Source organism: Luteimonas sp. Soil_N_1 (assembly GCF_057656255.1).
The window spans coordinates 360,701-376,293 of the sequence record NZ_JBDGKS010000001.1; the positions used below are offsets into that span (position 1 = coordinate 360,701).

Here is a 15,593-nt window from a genome sequence, read left to right on the forward strand (position 1 = left end):
CCGATCGATCCTGTGCATCCGAAGATCCACGCTGATGATGATCGCGGAGACACGGATGAGTACCTACACGCTGCAATACGACATGGGTCTGCGCTTCTGGGTGCTCACCGACACGCAGGGTCAGACCCTGGCGACGTATCTGAGCCGGGCGACCGCCCTGCGCGACGAGGTGGTGCGCGGCGTGATCGAACGCGGCTGCATCCTGCGGGTTCGCAACGCGGACGGCAGTTACGAGCCTGTCGATCCGCCGGCAGCGCCGACGCCGGAGGCGGTCGCGGCTGCGACCGGACCGGCACTGGTGACGGGCGCTGCGGCGGCCTGATCGCGCGGCCACGCGGCGCAAACGAAGAAGGGTGCCGTGAGGCACCCTTTTTTCTGTCTCGCGTTTGCAGAGCGGGGGCGCGCCGGGTGGCGACGCCCCGCCCGACACGCCGGCTCAGGCCAGCATGCGCACCTTCTTCTCGCGATCCCACTGACGCGTCTTCGCCTGGGTGATGAAACCCTTGGTGTCGGCCGCGTCGAGGACGCCTGCGTCCTTGGCGATGCCACCGGCCTTGAGCACGGCCTGCGCGCCGGCATCGGCAGCGATCGCCTTCAGATGTCCGAACGCATCGCGTGCCCAGTCGACCGCGGCCGCTTCGCGCGACAGCAGCTTGCCGGCTTCGGCCGACAGCACCAGTGCGACGGCGTCGAACACCGTCGACGGCGTGCCGGCGAGCTGACCATCGGCGGGCAGACGCTTGCCGTCGGAGAGCTTGGCGCCGCCGAGCTTGGGCGCGACGATCTTGACCATCGCGCCTGCGCTTTCCGCCGCCTTGCGCAGAGCCTTGACCGTGGCGGCATCCGAGCCGTCGTGGACCAGGATGCCGACGCAACGGCCCTGCAGCGTGTCGCGCATGCGATCGATGATGCGCAGCGCGGGCGAGACGGCCATGTCCTGCGGCTGCACCCGCGCTTCGGGCGCCGGCGGCAGCGCATCCATGCCGAGACCATCGGCCACGCGCTGCGCGAGCGTCGGATCGACATGACGCAGATGACCGACGATGGCCTCACGCACGTGCGCGGTCTCGACCTTCGACAGTTCGAACACCAGCGCGCTCGCCATGTGTGCCTGCTCGATCGCGCTCTGGCTGCGGAAGAACAGGCGCGCCTGGCTGTAGTGGTCGGCGAAGCTGTCCGGCCGCACGCGACCCTTGACGCCGTCATCGACGGTCGCGTGATGGCGATAGCCGGCCTCGCGCGATGCACGCGGGCTGTCGGGCTGCAGCGAACTCGGCTCGTAGTTCACCCGGCCCTTGGGCACCTGCATCTGCATGTGGCCGTCGCGCTGGTTGTTGGCGAACGGACACTTGGGCGCATTGACCGGAATCTGGTGGAAGTTCGGTCCGCCCAGACGCGAGAGCTGCGTGTCGAGATACGAGAACAGGCGGCCCTGCAGCAGCGGATCGTTGCTGAAGTCGATGCCGGGCACGATGTTCGCCGGGCAGTACGCCACCTGTTCGGTCTCGGCAAAGAAGTTGTCCGGCCAGCGGTCGAGGGTCATGCGGCCGATCACCTGCAGCGGCACCAGTTCCTCGGGAATCAGCTTGGTGGCGTCGAGATGGTCGAACGGGAAGGCGTCGGCCTCTTCCTCGGTGAACAGCTGCACCGCGAGATCCCAGGCGGGGAAATCACCGGCCTGGATCGCCTCGAACAGATCGCGGCGGTGGAAATCGTTGTCGGCGGCCTGCAGCTTCAATGCCTCGTCCCAGACCGTCGACTGGATGCCCAGCGTCGGGCGCCAGTGGAATTTCACGAAGGTGCTGTTGCCGTCCTTGTCGAGCAGACGGAAGGAATGCACGCCGAAGCCCTCGATCGTGCGCAGCGAGCGCGGAATCGTGCGGTCGCTCATCGCCCACATGATCATGTGCATCGATTCGGGCGTCAGAGATATGAAATCCCAGAACGTGTCGTGCGCGCTGGCCGCCTGCGGGAAACCGCGGTCAGGTTCCATCTTCACCGAGTGCACCACGTCCGGAAACTTCATCGCGTCCTGGATGAAGAACACCGGGATGTTGTTGCCGACCAGATCCCAGTTGCCTTCCTGGGTATAGAACTTCACCGAGAAACCGCGCACGTCGCGCGGCGTGTCGACCGAACCGGCGCCACCGGCGACGGTGGAGAAGCGGGTGAACACCGGCGTCTTCGTGCCGACCTCGGTGAGGATCTGCGCGGTGGTGTACTGCGACAGCGACTTCGTCAGCTCGAACGTGCCATGCGCCGCGGTGCCGCGGGCGTGCACGATGCGCTCGGGAATGCGCTCGTGATCGAAGTGGGTGATCTTCTCGCGGAGGATGAAATCCTCCAGCAGCGTCGGGCCACGCGGACCGCCGGACTTGAGCGAATTCTGGTTGTCGGCGACCGGGATGCCCTGGTTCGTCGTCAGTTGCGGATGCGTGCCGCCGGCCTGCTGCTGCAGTTCGTCGCCTTCGCCGCGCAGATCGGTGGCATCGCGCGCGGGCACTTTGCCGCTGGCGGGCGGATTGCGGGACGAGGTGGGGGCTGGCGTCTTGCTGGCCATGAGGTGGGCTCCGGGGAATGAGATGCGAGCGTGGGCGCGCAGTCGTGAGCGCACCGTGCATTGCGCCCATTCGGAATCGACGACGGGCACGCAACGCGCGGCGCGGATAATCGTCGCCATGACTCCCAAGACTCCAGATCCCATCTCGCACGCCATCGCCGACTGCGTGCGCGTACGCGGCGCGCGCGAACACAATCTCAAAGACGTCGATGTCGACATCCCGCGCGATGCGCTGGTGGTGTTCACCGGCGTATCCGGCTCGGGCAAATCCTCGCTGGCCTTCGGCACGCTGTTCGCCGAGGCGCAGCGGCGCTATCTCGATTCGATCTCGCCGTATGCGCGTCGGCTGATCGACCAGGCCGGCGTGCCGCAGGTCGATTCGATCGAAGGTCTGCCGCCAGCGGTCGCGCTGCAGCAGGCACGCGGCACGCCGACCGCGCGCTCGTCGGTCGGCAGCCTGACCACGATCTCGAACTCGCTGCGCATGCTGTACTCGCGCGCCGGCGACTATCCGCGCGGGCAGGCGATCATCTATGCCGACGGCTTCTCGCCGAACACGCCGGCAGGCGCCTGCCCGACCTGCCACGGCCTGGGACGCATCTACGATGCGACCGAAGCCTCGATGGTGCCGGACCGCTCGCTGACCATCCGCGAGCGCGCCGTCGCCGCGTGGCCGGGTGCGTGGCACGGACAGAACCAGCGCGACATCCTGACCACGCGCGGCATAGACGTCGACGTCCCGTGGTCGAAGCTCCCGAAGAAGACCCGCGACTGGATCCTGTTCACCGACGAGCAGCCGGTGGAGCCGGTGTATCCCGGTTTCGATCTCGACGAGGTCAAGGACGCACTCAAGCGAAAGACCGAACCCGCCTACATGGGCACGTTCACCAGTGCGCGGCGCCATGTGCTGCACACCTTCGCCAACACCCAGAGCCCGCAGCAGAAGAAGCGCGCGGCGCAGTATCTGGTCAGCGCCGCATGCCCGGAATGCGAAGGCAAGCGGCTGCGGCGCGAGGCGCTGTCGGTGACCTTCGCCGGTCTCGACATCGCTGCGTTCTCGCAGCGTCCGCTCGATGAACTCGCCGACCTGCTGGCGCCGGCTGCGGCTGGGAAAACGCATGCGAAAGCGCACCCCGAGCAGGCGCTGGCCGCGCAGCGCATCGCGCAGGATCTGCTCGCGCGACTCAAGGTGCTGCAGGATCTCGGCCTCGGCTATCTGACCCTTGCCCGCGCGACGCCGACGCTGTCGCCCGGCGAACTGCAGCGCCTGCGACTGGGCACGCAGATCCGTTCGCAGCTGTTCGGCGTGGTCTACGTCATGGACGAACCATCTGCCGGCCTGCATCCGGCCGACACACAGGCGCTGCTGCGTGCGCTCGACCAGCTGCGCGCCGCCGGCAATTCTCTGTTCGTCGTCGAACACGAGATCGAAGTGATCCGCCACGCGGACTGGATCGTCGATGTCGGGCCGGCCGCCGGCGAGCACGGCGGGCAAGTGCTCTACAGCGGACCGCTCGCCGGGCTGTCGAAGGTGGAGGCGTCGTCGACGCGTCGTTATCTGGACGACGACGCTGCATCGATCGCACACACCACGCGCACGCCTGAGGGCTGGCTGCAGCTGCGCGGCATCCGTCGCCACAACGTGCGCGATCTCGATGTCGACATTCCACTCGGCGTGTTCACGACCGTCACCGGCGTCAGTGGCTCGGGCAAGTCATCGCTGGTCAGCCAGGCGCTGGTCGAATTGCTGGGGGCGCATCTGGGTCAGGGCGGTGGCGACGAAGACGCGCCACTGGATCCGCTGGAACGCGGTGTCGAGGTGCCGCTGGACGGGCGCATCGCAGGCGGCGCGGAGGCGATCAAACGTCTGGTGCGCGTCGACCAGAAGCCGATCGGCCGCACGCCGCGTTCGAATCTCGCGACCTACACCGGACTGTTCGACCATGTGCGCAAATGCTTCGCCGACACGCCGGCCGCGAAACGCCGGCGTTACGACGCCGGGCGTTTCTCGTTCAACGTCGCCAAAGGCCGCTGCGCGACCTGCGATGGCGAAGGGTTCGTCAGTGTGGAACTGCTGTTCATGCCCAGCGTCTATGCGCCGTGCCCGACCTGCCATGGCAGCCGCTACGACGCGAAAACGCTCGAAGTCACGTTGCGCGGCAAGCACATCGCCGACGTGCTGGCGATGACCGTGGCCGAGGCCGCCGACTTCTTCGCAGACGACGCCGCGATCGTGCGTCCGCTGCAGGTGCTGCTGGAAGTCGGACTCGGTTATCTGCGACTCGGCCAGCCGGCGACCGAACTGTCGGGCGGCGAAGCGCAACGCATCAAGCTCGCCAGCGAGCTGCAACGCGCGCAGCGCCGCGGCACGGTCTACGTGCTCGACGAACCGACGACCGGCCTGCATCCCAAGGATGTCGACACGCTGATGCGGCAGTTGAGTGGGCTGGTGGATGCGGGCAGCACGGTGGTCGTCGTCGAACACGACATGCGCGTGGCCGCGGCCAGCGACTGGCTGATCGACATGGGCCCGGGCGCGGGCGATGCCGGTGGGCACGTTGTCGCTGCAGGCGTGCCGGCCGAGGTGGCAAGGTCGAAGAAGAGCCGGACGGCGCCGTTCCTGGCGCAGGCGATCGGGCGGGGTTGAGTCCTGCATACGCTGCGTCGCCGGGCTGACTGCGCTAGCGTGTCGGCTGATACCCGCGCGGAGCAGCCTCATGAGTGGACCTTTCCAGACGTGGATGACGTGGCCGTTGCTGCTGGCGATGGGCGCGTTGCAGGCGGCACCGCCTGCAGACGACACGGCGGAACCGACGGATAGCGCGCAAGCCCGCGCCGTGCTGGCGATCCACGGCGGTGCCGGCATCGCCCCGGGTGATCTCGATGCCGCGGGCCTCGCCGAGGCGCGCGCGGCGTTGGAGGCCGCATTGCGTGCCGGACACGCGCGCCTGCAGGCCGGGGCACCAGCGCTCGATGCGGTGACCGCCGCGATCACCGTGCTGGAGGATGCACCGAGCTTCAATGCCGGCCACGGCGCGGTGTTCACCCACGACGGCCGCAACGAACTCGACGCGTCGGTGATGGATGGCGCAACGGGGCAGGCCGGGGCGATCGCCGGCGTGACCCGGGTGCGCAATCCGATCGTGCTGGCGCAAGCGGTGATGACCGGCTCGCCGCACGTGATGCTGGTCGGCGAGGGCGCCGAAGCCTTCGCGCGCACCCAGTCCATCACGCTGGTCGATCCGGCGTACTTCCGCACCGAGCGCCGCTGGCAGCAGCTCCAGCGCGCACTCGAAGCGGAGAAAACGCCTGCGCAGAGCAGGGTCGTCGAGGGCGATGCGCGTCCGTACTTCGGCACTGTGGGCGCTGTGGCACTCGACGCCGGCGGGCGTCTTGCGGCGGGCACCTCGACCGGTGGCATGACCAACAAGCGCTACGGCCGCGTGGGCGATGCGCCGATCATCGGCGCGGGCACCTGGGCAGATGACGGCTGCGCGGTGTCGGGGACCGGGTGGGGCGAGTACTACATCCGAAGCGCGGCGGCGCACGAGATCTGCGCGCGCGTCCGTCTGCGCGGCGACGACATCCGTGTGGCTGCGGACGCGGTGATCGACCAGGACATTCCGGCGGCAGGTGGCAACGGCGGCGCGATCGCGCTCGACGCGAAGGGCCAGGTCGCGTTCCCGTTCAACACGCCGGGCATGTTCCGCGGCTGGATCGGCGCCGACGGCGTGCCGCATGTCGCGGTGTTCGACGACGATACGATGCCGCTGCCGGACGCTCGCTGACGCCATCCCGCACGCTGCCCAGGGCGGGCAGCGTGCGTCAACGAGGCCGTAACCGCGCCCGCCGCCGCAGATATCTCAGCGTTCGTGTCGCCAGTTCACCGAGCCGCGGTTCTCCAGCGTGCTCGACTCGATCTCGACGTCGAAGCCCGCGCGCAGCAGATACTTCAGCGTCAGGACCTGACCGGTGCCCAGCAATGACACGCCGAAGCCGACATAGAGCCTGGGCGAGAGCTGCTTGCCGAAGCCGAGAACACTGCCGCCCAGTGCGCGCGACTGGGTGATACCGGCGTTGTCCAGGCCAATCTTGCTGCCGAGCTGCCCGGCAACCAGATTGCCACCCGCATTGAGCGCGGCGGCGGCCGCATCGATCTGCTGCCCTTCGTCGCTGGTCAGACTCGATGCCGAACGTCCCAGCACGAGGTAGGACAGCGCCTGCGAATCGTCGCTCGACGGGTTGGTCCACACGTTGACCTGTGGCGCCGACGCGCGTCCGCTGACGTCGATGCCGGCGGTGATGTCCTCGGCCTCGATGCGGCGCTCCGCACGCACGTCGATGATCGGGTCGGCCACCGGGCTGTTGTTGAAATCCAGGTTGCCGCGCGTGACCCGCAGATCCTGGCCATAGGCCTTGTAGCGACCGTCGACCGAAAGCCTGCCGGTGCCGGTCATCTCTCGCCCTGGCAAGGCGCGTACGCGCAGCTCGCCCTTCATCCGGCCGTCGAAGCCGAAGCCGCGAAGACCGACGTTGTCACCCACGGTCAGGGTCAGGTCCAGCTCCATCGCCGATGCGGTGCTGTTCTCTTCCGGATCGACCGGGTCGAGCACGACGACGTCCGGCGATGCGGACACGCCTTCGCTGAGCCGTTCCAGATCGAGCAGCGCAACGTCGACGAACACCTTGCCGCTGACGTTGAGCGGCTGCAGCGCGGTGTAACGCACGGTGATGTCGGGCGAGGCGATGATGTGCATGTCGCTGGTGTCGGACACCAGTACGTCGGTGCCGCTGACCGTCAGCACGACCGGCGTGCCTTCGCCCTGCCAGCCGATGCCACCGCCGATGTTCAGCGTGCCCTCGCCGGAGCGCACGCTGCCGGCAATACGCGCGGTGCCGTCGGGCAGCGCGTCGAGATTGATGTTGCCGTCCTCGAGCGCGATCGCCAGCGACGGAATCTCGGTGGAGAAGTCGGCCAGACGCGCCTGGCCGCCGATGGTCGGCTGCGAACGCGTGCCGCCGATCGTGACGTCGGCGGTGAGGCGGCCGCTCGGCTCGACGATGTCGGGTGAGAACAGTTCGACGAAGGTCAGGTCCTCGACGTTGGCGACCAGCGAACCCGACAGCGGCGAATACGCATCCCAGCCGTTGGTCACCTGCGCCTGCACGCGACCCACTTCATTGAGCGTCGTCGACAGCGTGGCGCTGAGGCGGTTGGCGTCGAACTCCGCGTCGAGCACGAAATTGTCGTAGGTCACCACGTCGTTGCGCGCGCGCTCGGACGTGCGCACGCCGCCGCTGGCCGAGCGGATGCTGGCGCTGCCGGCAAAGCCGTTGCCGACCGGACGCGCGCTGCCTTCAAGCGCGATCTCGCCGCGCAGCACGAACGGACGGCCGCCATCCTGTTCGGGCAGGTACGGCGTGGCCAGTGCGAGCGGCAGGCCGGAGCCGGTAATGGACACGCCCTGGCGCGGCCAGTCGGCGCTCGCGCACAGCGAGCCGCCACCGCTGGATGCAAAGCAGCTCTCGCGCAACGTGTAGCGCGTGCCGACCTGCTGGAACTGCGCTGGCGACTGCAGCGCCCAGCTCGCACCGGTGGCCGGCGCAAGGCGCAGGTTCGCGAGCGTGCCCTGCCAGTTGCCGTTGCGGCTCTCGGTGTTGCCCGCGAGTTCGACAGTGCCGATTTCCCCACGTGCGCCTGCCTCGAGCTGGAGCTTCTCGATGGCGCCGCGTGCGGCCAGGCGCACCTCGTCGAGCGCGATGCCGGCATTGACGCCGGTCGCCACGACATCGAGCGAACCGCTGTCGCCACGCCACGGCAGGTTGCCCTGGATGCGCGCGCTGGCGGCAGCGTAGTCGCCGTAACGCAGGGCGGTGCCGGTGAGGTCGGCGGCGATGTCGGGCGCGGTGCGCGCACCGGTCACGCGCACGGTGCCGCGCAGCACGCCGCCGGTGTCGGGTACGAAATCGGCAAGCTGCAGCGGGGCCAGCGTCGCATCGATGTCGAGGCGGTCGGTCACGGTCGCAGTCGCATCGACACGGCTGTCGCCCAGCGACAGCGCGACCTCGCCTTCGAAATCAGTCCGTCCCGCGTCACCGGCAGCGGTCGCCGGGCCATGCATCGCGAACGTCGCACGCCCATCGAGCCGGCGGCCGCGCAGGGTACCGCCCAGGTCGCTGGCATCCACCGCCACTTCCAGGCCGCCGTCGTCGCGTGTTTCGCCGGTCGTGGCGAAGCTGCCGTTGATCGCGCCCTTCCAGTCGCGGGCGAAATAGCCGGGATCGAATCCGGCCAGCGTCGCGTCGAGTTGCCATTGCAATGCAGGTGCCCAGGCGACATCGCCGGTCGCATCGAGCGTGCCGGTCGGCATGGTCACGCGTGCGGTGTGCAGACGCATGCGCTGCGCATCGCCGCGGCCGTCGAAATCCACGTTTGCGCGCAGACCGTCGCGCTCCACGGTGGCCTTGCCGACCGCGGCCCACGCAGCGGTGCTGCCGGCGATGCCCAGATCGGCATCGGCCATGATCGGCGGCGCGGGTTCGGCAGCGTCCGGATCGGCGCCGAACTGCAGGCCACGCGCATTCGTCGCGAAGCGGAAACGCACGTCGCCCGGTTCGGTGACATCGGCAAAGCCGCGCAGCGTGACCCGGCCTTCGAAGATGTCGACGACCAGCGGGTCGAGATCCAGCCGCTGGTCTTCCAGCTTGACCTTCGAGGGCTGCAGCACGACGCGGATCGGATCCGCGTCTGATTCGCCGTACGTCGCGTTGCCCTGCAGCTGCGCAGCGCCGCCTTCGCCATCGGCGCGGATGTCGAACGCCAGCGGCGTGCCGGGTTCGCCGCTGCCCATCAGCAATGCGGGATCGAGCCGCGTGGTGTCGGCGCGCAGCGCCCAGCCGGGATTCTCGCGGCCGCGCAGGGTCAGCACGGCTTTCAGCGGTTCGGGCGCATGACCGACCACGGCGATGTCCAGACGCGACAGGTCGCCACGTGCGACCAGCCCGATGCGCGGACGCGTGCGCGCCGGCGGCGCGGGCATCAGCGCGCTGGCGGTGACGTCCATGCGGTAGTCGTCATCGGGCGCGTAGACACCGTTCGCGGTGAACAGACCGCGGTCGCTGTCGACGACGACGTTGGCGAGATTGAGCTCGCCCTGCTGCGCGTCGAGGCCACCGCGCACGCTGCGGATGTCGATCAGCGACTCGCCCGCCTGCTCGACGCGGAAGCCGTCGATGCGGATCGTGTCGGCCTGCAGCGACAGCGGCAGATCGATGCGCGGCAACGAATCGGGCCAGCGCGGCAGCTCGAACGGGGTGTCGACCGACGGCGGCATCGACAGCACGGCGTTGTCGATATCCAGCACGTCCAGGCGCAGGCGACGGCCGATCAGCGGCATCACGGCCGGATCCACCGTTACGCGTTCGGCTTCGAACACCAGGACGCGTGGTTCGTCGCATTCGCCGTAGGCAACAGGCTGTTCTTCGACGTCCGGGCAACTGCGCTGCACGTAGCGGACGTCGTACATCGTCAGCGGACCGGAGGCCGGTCCTTCGGCCGCGCGCCAGGTCAGCTCGGTGCCGGCGGGCAGGCGCGAGGCGACCTGGTTCAACAGGAAATCACGGCCGCCGAACGTCGTCAGCAGCCACCACACGACGATGATCAGCAGCACGATCAATGCGGCGATACCGATCGCGCTGCGGATCGCGAGTTTGCGGGCCCGTGCGCGGCGGCGCGCGCGCAGTTCGGCGATACGCGCCTCGCGCTCTTCGGGAGTCAGATCGGTGGGCAGGCGGTGACGACCAAAAGCCATGTCAGAACTCCGCGCCGATCGACAGGCCGATCGTGAATGACGAATCGGGGTTGTCGAGACCGCGCGCGATGTCGAGCTTCAGCGGCCCCACCGGCGATTTGTAACGCGCGCCGATGCCGACGCCTGTGCGCCATTCGGGCGAGGTGCCGTCGAAGGCGTCGCCGCTGTCGACGAACACCGCCGCGCCGATCGTGTCGGTGAAATAGCGCTCGAACTCGACGCTCGCGGTGACCACATTCTTGGCACCGATCGCGAATGCACGACGGCCGTCGCGCGCGGGAATCCGCGGGCCGACCTCGCGCCAGTCGTAACCGCGGATGCTGCGGTCGCCACCGGCGTAGAAACGCAGGCTCGGCGGCATCGCCACGAGCGCATCGGTGAAGGTGTGGCCGAGCTCGCCGCGGACGATCAGGCGGTTGGACTCGCCGATGCCGCGGAACCAGCTGGCACGCACATGGATCTGACTGAACGAGGCATCCGACCCTACACCTTCGAGACCACCACGCAGCATCACCGAACCGCCGATGCCGCTGGTCGGGAACAGGCGATCGTCGACGTCGATGTACTCGGCGCGCAGCGACGGATAGGCGAACGTCGCGTAGCGGTACAGCGCACCGGCGAACTCGTCGTCGTCGACGACCGGATTGTCCGGGTCCTCTTCGGGCGCGTAGGCCCAGCGCTCGCGCAGCACGTGCATGGACGCGATGAGGTTGAGGAATTCGTTGTACTGGCCGTTGCGGCTGCCCACCAGTTCGACCCGTCGCGAATCGATGTAGTCGGTCTGTTCGTCGGCCATCTGCAGGCTGGCGGTGTACCAGCCGTCGAGCCACGCGAAGGCGGGCACGCGATACTGCAGCGTCAGCGTCTTGCGGCGTTGTGCGTAGTCGAGCTGCGCGAGCGCCTTGTGGCCGCGCATGTTGACGTAGCGGCGCTCCACACCGAGGCGGATACCGGCGCCGCTGTCGGTGCCGTAGCTCACGCCCGAGGTGTAGATGCTGCGCTTGGCCGGGGTGAGCGTGACCTTGACCGGCACTTCGCGTCGCTCGTTGGCCTGGTCGACCTGTGGCTCGATGTCGATGCTGGCGAAGTAGTCCAGCCGGCCCAGCGACGAACGCAGACGGTCGAGGCGGCCTTGGTGGTAGTAGCTGCCTTCCTCCCAGTAGACGAGGTTCTCGAGCAGATCGTCGTTGATGATCCGCTCGGGTGTCTGTTCGAACGTCGTGGCGCCCATGTTGTAGCGGTCGCCACTGGTCCAGACCAGGTCGATGTCGGCGGCGTGGTCGGCGCGCGTGACCTCCACGCGGCGCGATGCGTACTCGGCATCGAAATAGCCACGCTCCGCCAGACGTCGGCTCAGGCGGTTGCGGCTGGAGTCGTAGTCGGGGTGGCTGAAGACCGCGCCTTCGCTCGGCACGAAGCGGGCGATGTCGCGTGCCAGATACCGGTCCTGGCCGCCTTCGCCGATGATCGCGATGTCGCTGTTGCGCACGCGCACCGGTTGGCCCGGATCGACGACCACGCGTACCGAAATCGCCGCGCCGTCTTCGCGGTTGCGCTGCACGTCGATGGTGGGCGAGTAGTAGCCGAACGGCTCGAGCGCCTTGCGGGTCTCGCGTTCGGCCTCGCGCAGCAGATAGCCCATGCGCCGGCCCGAGATGTCACGGCCGATCGACTCGTAGAGCCCAAGCGAGACGCGGACGTTCTCGGTCATCTCCTCGTCGAGTCCGACGATGTCGACGCGTTCGACACGCGCGGCGTGCGCCGCGGCCGACGAGACGAAGAGGAGGGCGGCGGCAAGACACACATGGACGCGAGGCATCGCGCGAGGATACCGGAGGCACGTCAAGGTGCGATTAACGTGGCGTCACATCCGTACCGGATTTCCGGTGCCGGCACGGCATCGAAAGACCCGTCGTCAGAGATTCCTGACGCGGTGCGACGTTCACCCGGCGAACGTGTTCAGCTCGACAGATGCTCGATCGCAGCCACGCTGCCCAGACGCTCCGACAGGCGCTTGAGCAGTGCAAGACGGTTGGCGCGCAGGGCGGCATCGTCCGCGTTGACCATGACGCCGTCGAAGAACGCATCGACCTGCGGACGCAACCGCGCCAGATGCGTCAGCACCGAGACGTAGTCGCCGTGCGCCAGCGCATGACCGGTCTCGCCGCGCACCGCTTCAACTGCTTCGGCCAGCGCGGCTTCCGCCGGCTCGCGCAGCAACGCCGGATCGACGTCGCCCGGAATCGCGATGTCCGCCTTGCGCAGGATGTTGCGGATGCGCTTGTCGGCGGCAGCCAGCGCTTCGGCTTCGGGAAGCGAGGCGAAGGTGCCGATTGCATCGATGCGGCGATCGAGGTCGTACAGCGACTTTGGCTGCAGCGCGGCAACGGCGTTGAACTGCTGCACGGTCACGCCCTTGTCGGCGTAGTAGCCCTTCAGGCGATCGAGGATGAAGTCGTAGAGTTCGCTCGCATCGGCAGGTGCCGGCGCACTGTCCTTGCCGGTCGGCAATGGGCCGACACGATCGACCGCGTTCTGGATCAGTGCATGCAGGTCGAGATCGAATCCGCTTTCAATCAGCGTCCGCGCCAGACCCAGCGCATTGCGCCGCAGCGCGAACGCATCCTTGTTGCCGGTCGGCTTGAGACCCGCCGCGAACCCGCCGGCCAGGGTGTCGAGACGCTCGGCGATCGCCAGTATCTTGCCCAGCGGCGAGAGTGCGATGTCATCGCCGGCAAAGCGGGGCTGCCAGGCTTCGTCGAGGGCGTTCGCCAGCGACGCGCGATCGTCGTCGGACAGGCCGGCCAGCGCCGTGTCCTGCTTCGCGTAGTAGCGACCGGCGATGCCCTGCAGTTCCGGGAACTCGTTGACCATGCGCGACTGCAGGTCGGCTTTCGACAGCAGCGCGGCCTGCTTCGCCAGTGCGGCATCCACACCGACCTGCGGCGCGATGACTTCGGCCAGCGCGGCAACGCGGACGGTTTTGTCGGCCACGCTGCCCAGCTTGGCCTGGTAGGTCACGGTCTTCAGGCCGTCGTTCATTCCCGACAGGCCCTGCTTGAGATCCTCGTCGAAGAAGAACTTGGCGTCGGCGAAGCGCGGACGGATCACGCGCTCGTAGCCCTTGGAGACTTCGGCTTCATCCGTCGACACGATGTTGGCGATACCGATGAAGTGTTCGGTGAGCCTGCCGTCGCGCAGCACCGGGAAGAACTTCTGGTTCGCTTCCATCGTCGCGATCAGCGCTTCCTGCGGCACGGCGAGAAACTCGGCCTCGAAGGTGCACGACACTGCCTTGGGCCATTCGACCAGGCACACGACCTGTTCGAGATTGTCGGATTCGATGCGTGCATCGCCACCGACGGCGCGCGCAGCTTCCTCGACCTCGCGGACGATCTCGGCGCGGCGCGCATCGGCATCGACGATGACCTTCGCAGTCCGCATCGCCTCGACGTAGTCACCCGGTGCTGCGATCTCGACCGCGCTGTCGTGCATGAAGCGATGGCCGCGGCTGGTGCGACCGCTGCGCACGCCGAACAGTTCGGCATCGACGACCGTCGTGTCATGCAGCATCACCAGCCAATGCACCGGCCGCGCGAACGCGTAGGTGTGGGCGCCCCAGCGCATCGGCTTGGGAATCGGCATTGCCGCGATGGCCTCGCGCAGCACGTCCGGCAGCAATGCCGCAGTCGCTGCACCTGGTGTCACCGCGCGGTGCACGAAGCGCTCGCCCTTGGCGTCGCTGGTCTTCGCAAGCGTGGTCCAGTCGATGCCGGCCTTCGCCGCGAACCCCTGCAACGCCTTCGTCGGATTGCCTTCGGCATCCAGCGCGATGCTGAGATACGGCCCCAGCACTTCCGAACGCTGCTCGGGCTGCTCACTCGCAACGCCCGGCAGCAGCACGGCGAGACGGCGCGGTGTGTACAGCGGCTTCGCGTCTGTGCGGTCGATCGTCACGCCACGCTTGTCGAGCGCTGCGATCACGCCGTCGAAGAATGCCTGCGCCAGGCCGGGCAGGGCCTTGACCGGCAGTTCTTCGGTGCCGAGTTCGATCAGGAGGGGATGCATGTCAGTCATGGCGACAACCTGTTCCAGTGCTGGTGCCCGCGTCCTTCGGGGAGCGGGGTCGGATGCGGGCGCGCATGCGCAGCCTCATCCGGAGAATCGGCGATGTGCCGCGTGCGGCTCAGGCAGCTTCCGGCGCGCGCTTGAGCCCCGGAAATCCCATCGCTTCGCGCTGCGCGTAATAGGCCTTGGCGACGCCCTGCGCCAGCGTGCGCACGCGCAGGATGTAACGCTGGCGTTCGGTCACGCTGATCGCGCGGCGCGCATCGAGCAGGTTGAAGCAGTGGCTGGCCTTGGTGACCTGCTCGTAGGCCGGCAACGGCAGGCCCAGCTCGACCAGCTTCAGCGCCTCGGCTTCGCATTCGTCGAAGCGGCGGAACAGCACGTCGACGTTGGCGTGTTCAAAGTTGTAGGCGCTCTGCTCGACTTCGTTCTGGTGATAGACGTCGCCGTAGGTCACCGGGGTGCCGTCAGGGCCGTGCGTCCACACCAGGTCGTACACGTTGTCGCAGTTCTGCAGATACATGCACAGGCGCTCGAGACCGTAGGTGATCTCGCCCAGCACCGGCTTGCACTCGATGCCGCCGGCCTGCTGGAAATAGGTGAACTGCGTGACTTCCATCCCGTTGAGCCAGACTTCCCAGCCCAGTCCCCATGCGCCGAGCGTCGGCGATTCCCAGTTGTCCTCGACCAGGCGCAGGTCGTGGACCTGCGGATCGATGCCGAGCGCCTTCAACGAGTCGAAATACAGCTCGACGATGTTGTCCGGATTCGGCTTCATCGCCACCTGGTACTGGTAGTAGCGCTGCAGGCGGTTCGGGTTGTCGCCGTAGCGGCCGTCGGTCGGGCGGCGGCTCGGCTGCACGTAGGCGGCGTTCCACGGCTCGGGGCCGAGCGCGCGCAGGAACGTGGCCGGATGGAAGGTGCCCGCGCCGACCTCGAGGTCCAGCGGCTGGATCAGCACGCAACCCTGTTTGGCCCAGTAGGCATTGAGCGTGAGGATCAGCTCCTGGAACGTCGGTCCGGTCATTACGAAAATCGCGTCTGCGGCGGCGCGCTAGTATAGCGGGCCGCATCCGCGCGACTGCCGCGCCAAGCGCCAGGAGGCCCCGGCTTGAACGATCCGCGCGCACCGCAGCCCTCGTCGGGACACCGGC

The 15,593-nt window shown here is 68.0% G+C and carries 8 protein-coding genes; 3 read left to right on the top strand and 5 right to left on the bottom strand.

Features of this window, described 5'->3' with window-relative positions:
- Positions 1-55: 55 nt before the first annotated feature.
- The gene (locus tag AC3A4E_RS01755; protein ID WP_487629859.1) at positions 56-322 is read left to right on the top strand and encodes a hypothetical protein; all 267 of its coding nucleotides are present in this window, start codon (positions 56-58) and stop codon (positions 320-322) included.
- A gap of 114 nt (positions 323-436) precedes the next feature.
- Here the strand turns inward: AC3A4E_RS01755 and AC3A4E_RS01760 are convergent, their stop codons facing one another.
- Positions 437-2,560: a catalase gene (locus tag AC3A4E_RS01760; RefSeq protein ID WP_487629860.1), complete on the bottom strand. Its 2,124-nt coding sequence runs from the start codon at positions 2,558-2,560 to the stop codon at positions 437-439.
- Positions 2,561-2,678: 118 nt separating this feature from the next.
- Between AC3A4E_RS01760 and AC3A4E_RS01765 the strand changes: the two genes are divergently transcribed.
- A complete protein-coding gene (locus AC3A4E_RS01765; RefSeq protein WP_487629861.1) occupies positions 2,679-5,207 on the top strand; it encodes an excinuclease ABC subunit UvrA in 2,529 nt (842 codons plus the stop codon).
- 70 nt (positions 5,208-5,277) lie between these two features.
- Entirely contained in the window at positions 5,278-6,348 is a 1,071-nt protein-coding gene (locus tag AC3A4E_RS01770; protein WP_487629862.1) for an isoaspartyl peptidase/L-asparaginase family protein, read from the top strand.
- Positions 6,349-6,423: 75 nt separating this feature from the next.
- Here the strand turns inward: AC3A4E_RS01770 and AC3A4E_RS01775 are convergent, their stop codons facing one another.
- The 4 genes from AC3A4E_RS01775 to glyQ all read right to left on the bottom strand — a co-directional run bounded on the left by AC3A4E_RS01775 (position 6,424) and on the right by glyQ (position 15,466).
- Positions 6,424-10,371, bottom strand: coding sequence for a translocation/assembly module TamB domain-containing protein (locus AC3A4E_RS01775; RefSeq protein ID WP_487629863.1), 3,948 nt, complete (start codon positions 10,369-10,371; stop codon positions 6,424-6,426).
- Position 10,372: 1 nt separating this feature from the next.
- Positions 10,373-12,190, bottom strand: coding sequence for an autotransporter assembly complex protein TamA (locus tag AC3A4E_RS01780; RefSeq protein ID WP_487629864.1), 1,818 nt, complete (start codon positions 12,188-12,190; stop codon positions 10,373-10,375).
- 140 nt (positions 12,191-12,330) lie between these two features.
- Positions 12,331-14,448, bottom strand: coding sequence for a glycine--tRNA ligase subunit beta (gene glyS / locus AC3A4E_RS01785; protein WP_487629865.1), 2,118 nt, complete (start codon positions 14,446-14,448; stop codon positions 12,331-12,333).
- Positions 14,449-14,557: 109 nt separating this feature from the next.
- Positions 14,558-15,466: a glycine--tRNA ligase subunit alpha gene (gene glyQ / locus AC3A4E_RS01790; protein WP_487629866.1), complete on the bottom strand. Its 909-nt coding sequence runs from the start codon at positions 15,464-15,466 to the stop codon at positions 14,558-14,560.
- Positions 15,467-15,593: the final 127 nt, after the last annotated feature.

Bases quoted from the DNA above. Each gene is read 5' to 3' on its own strand.
- AC3A4E_RS01780 (WP_487629864.1), bottom strand. From the start codon at position 12,190: ATGCCTCGCGTCCATGTGTGTCTTGCCGCCGCCCTCCTCTTCGTCTCG.
- AC3A4E_RS01755 (WP_487629859.1), top strand. From the start codon at position 56: ATGAGTACCTACACGCTGCAATACGACATGGGTCTGCGCTTCTGGGTG.
- glyS (WP_487629865.1), bottom strand. From the start codon at position 14,448: ATGACTGACATGCATCCCCTCCTGATCGAACTCGGCACCGAAGAACTG.
- AC3A4E_RS01770 (WP_487629862.1), top strand. From the start codon at position 5,278: ATGAGTGGACCTTTCCAGACGTGGATGACGTGGCCGTTGCTGCTGGCG.
- glyQ (WP_487629866.1), bottom strand. From the start codon at position 15,466: ATGACCGGACCGACGTTCCAGGAGCTGATCCTCACGCTCAATGCCTAC.
- AC3A4E_RS01775 (WP_487629863.1), bottom strand. From the start codon at position 10,371: ATGGCTTTTGGTCGTCACCGCCTGCCCACCGATCTGACTCCCGAAGAG.
- AC3A4E_RS01765 (WP_487629861.1), top strand. From the start codon at position 2,679: ATGACTCCCAAGACTCCAGATCCCATCTCGCACGCCATCGCCGACTGC.
- AC3A4E_RS01760 (WP_487629860.1), bottom strand. From the start codon at position 2,560: ATGGCCAGCAAGACGCCAGCCCCCACCTCGTCCCGCAATCCGCCCGCC.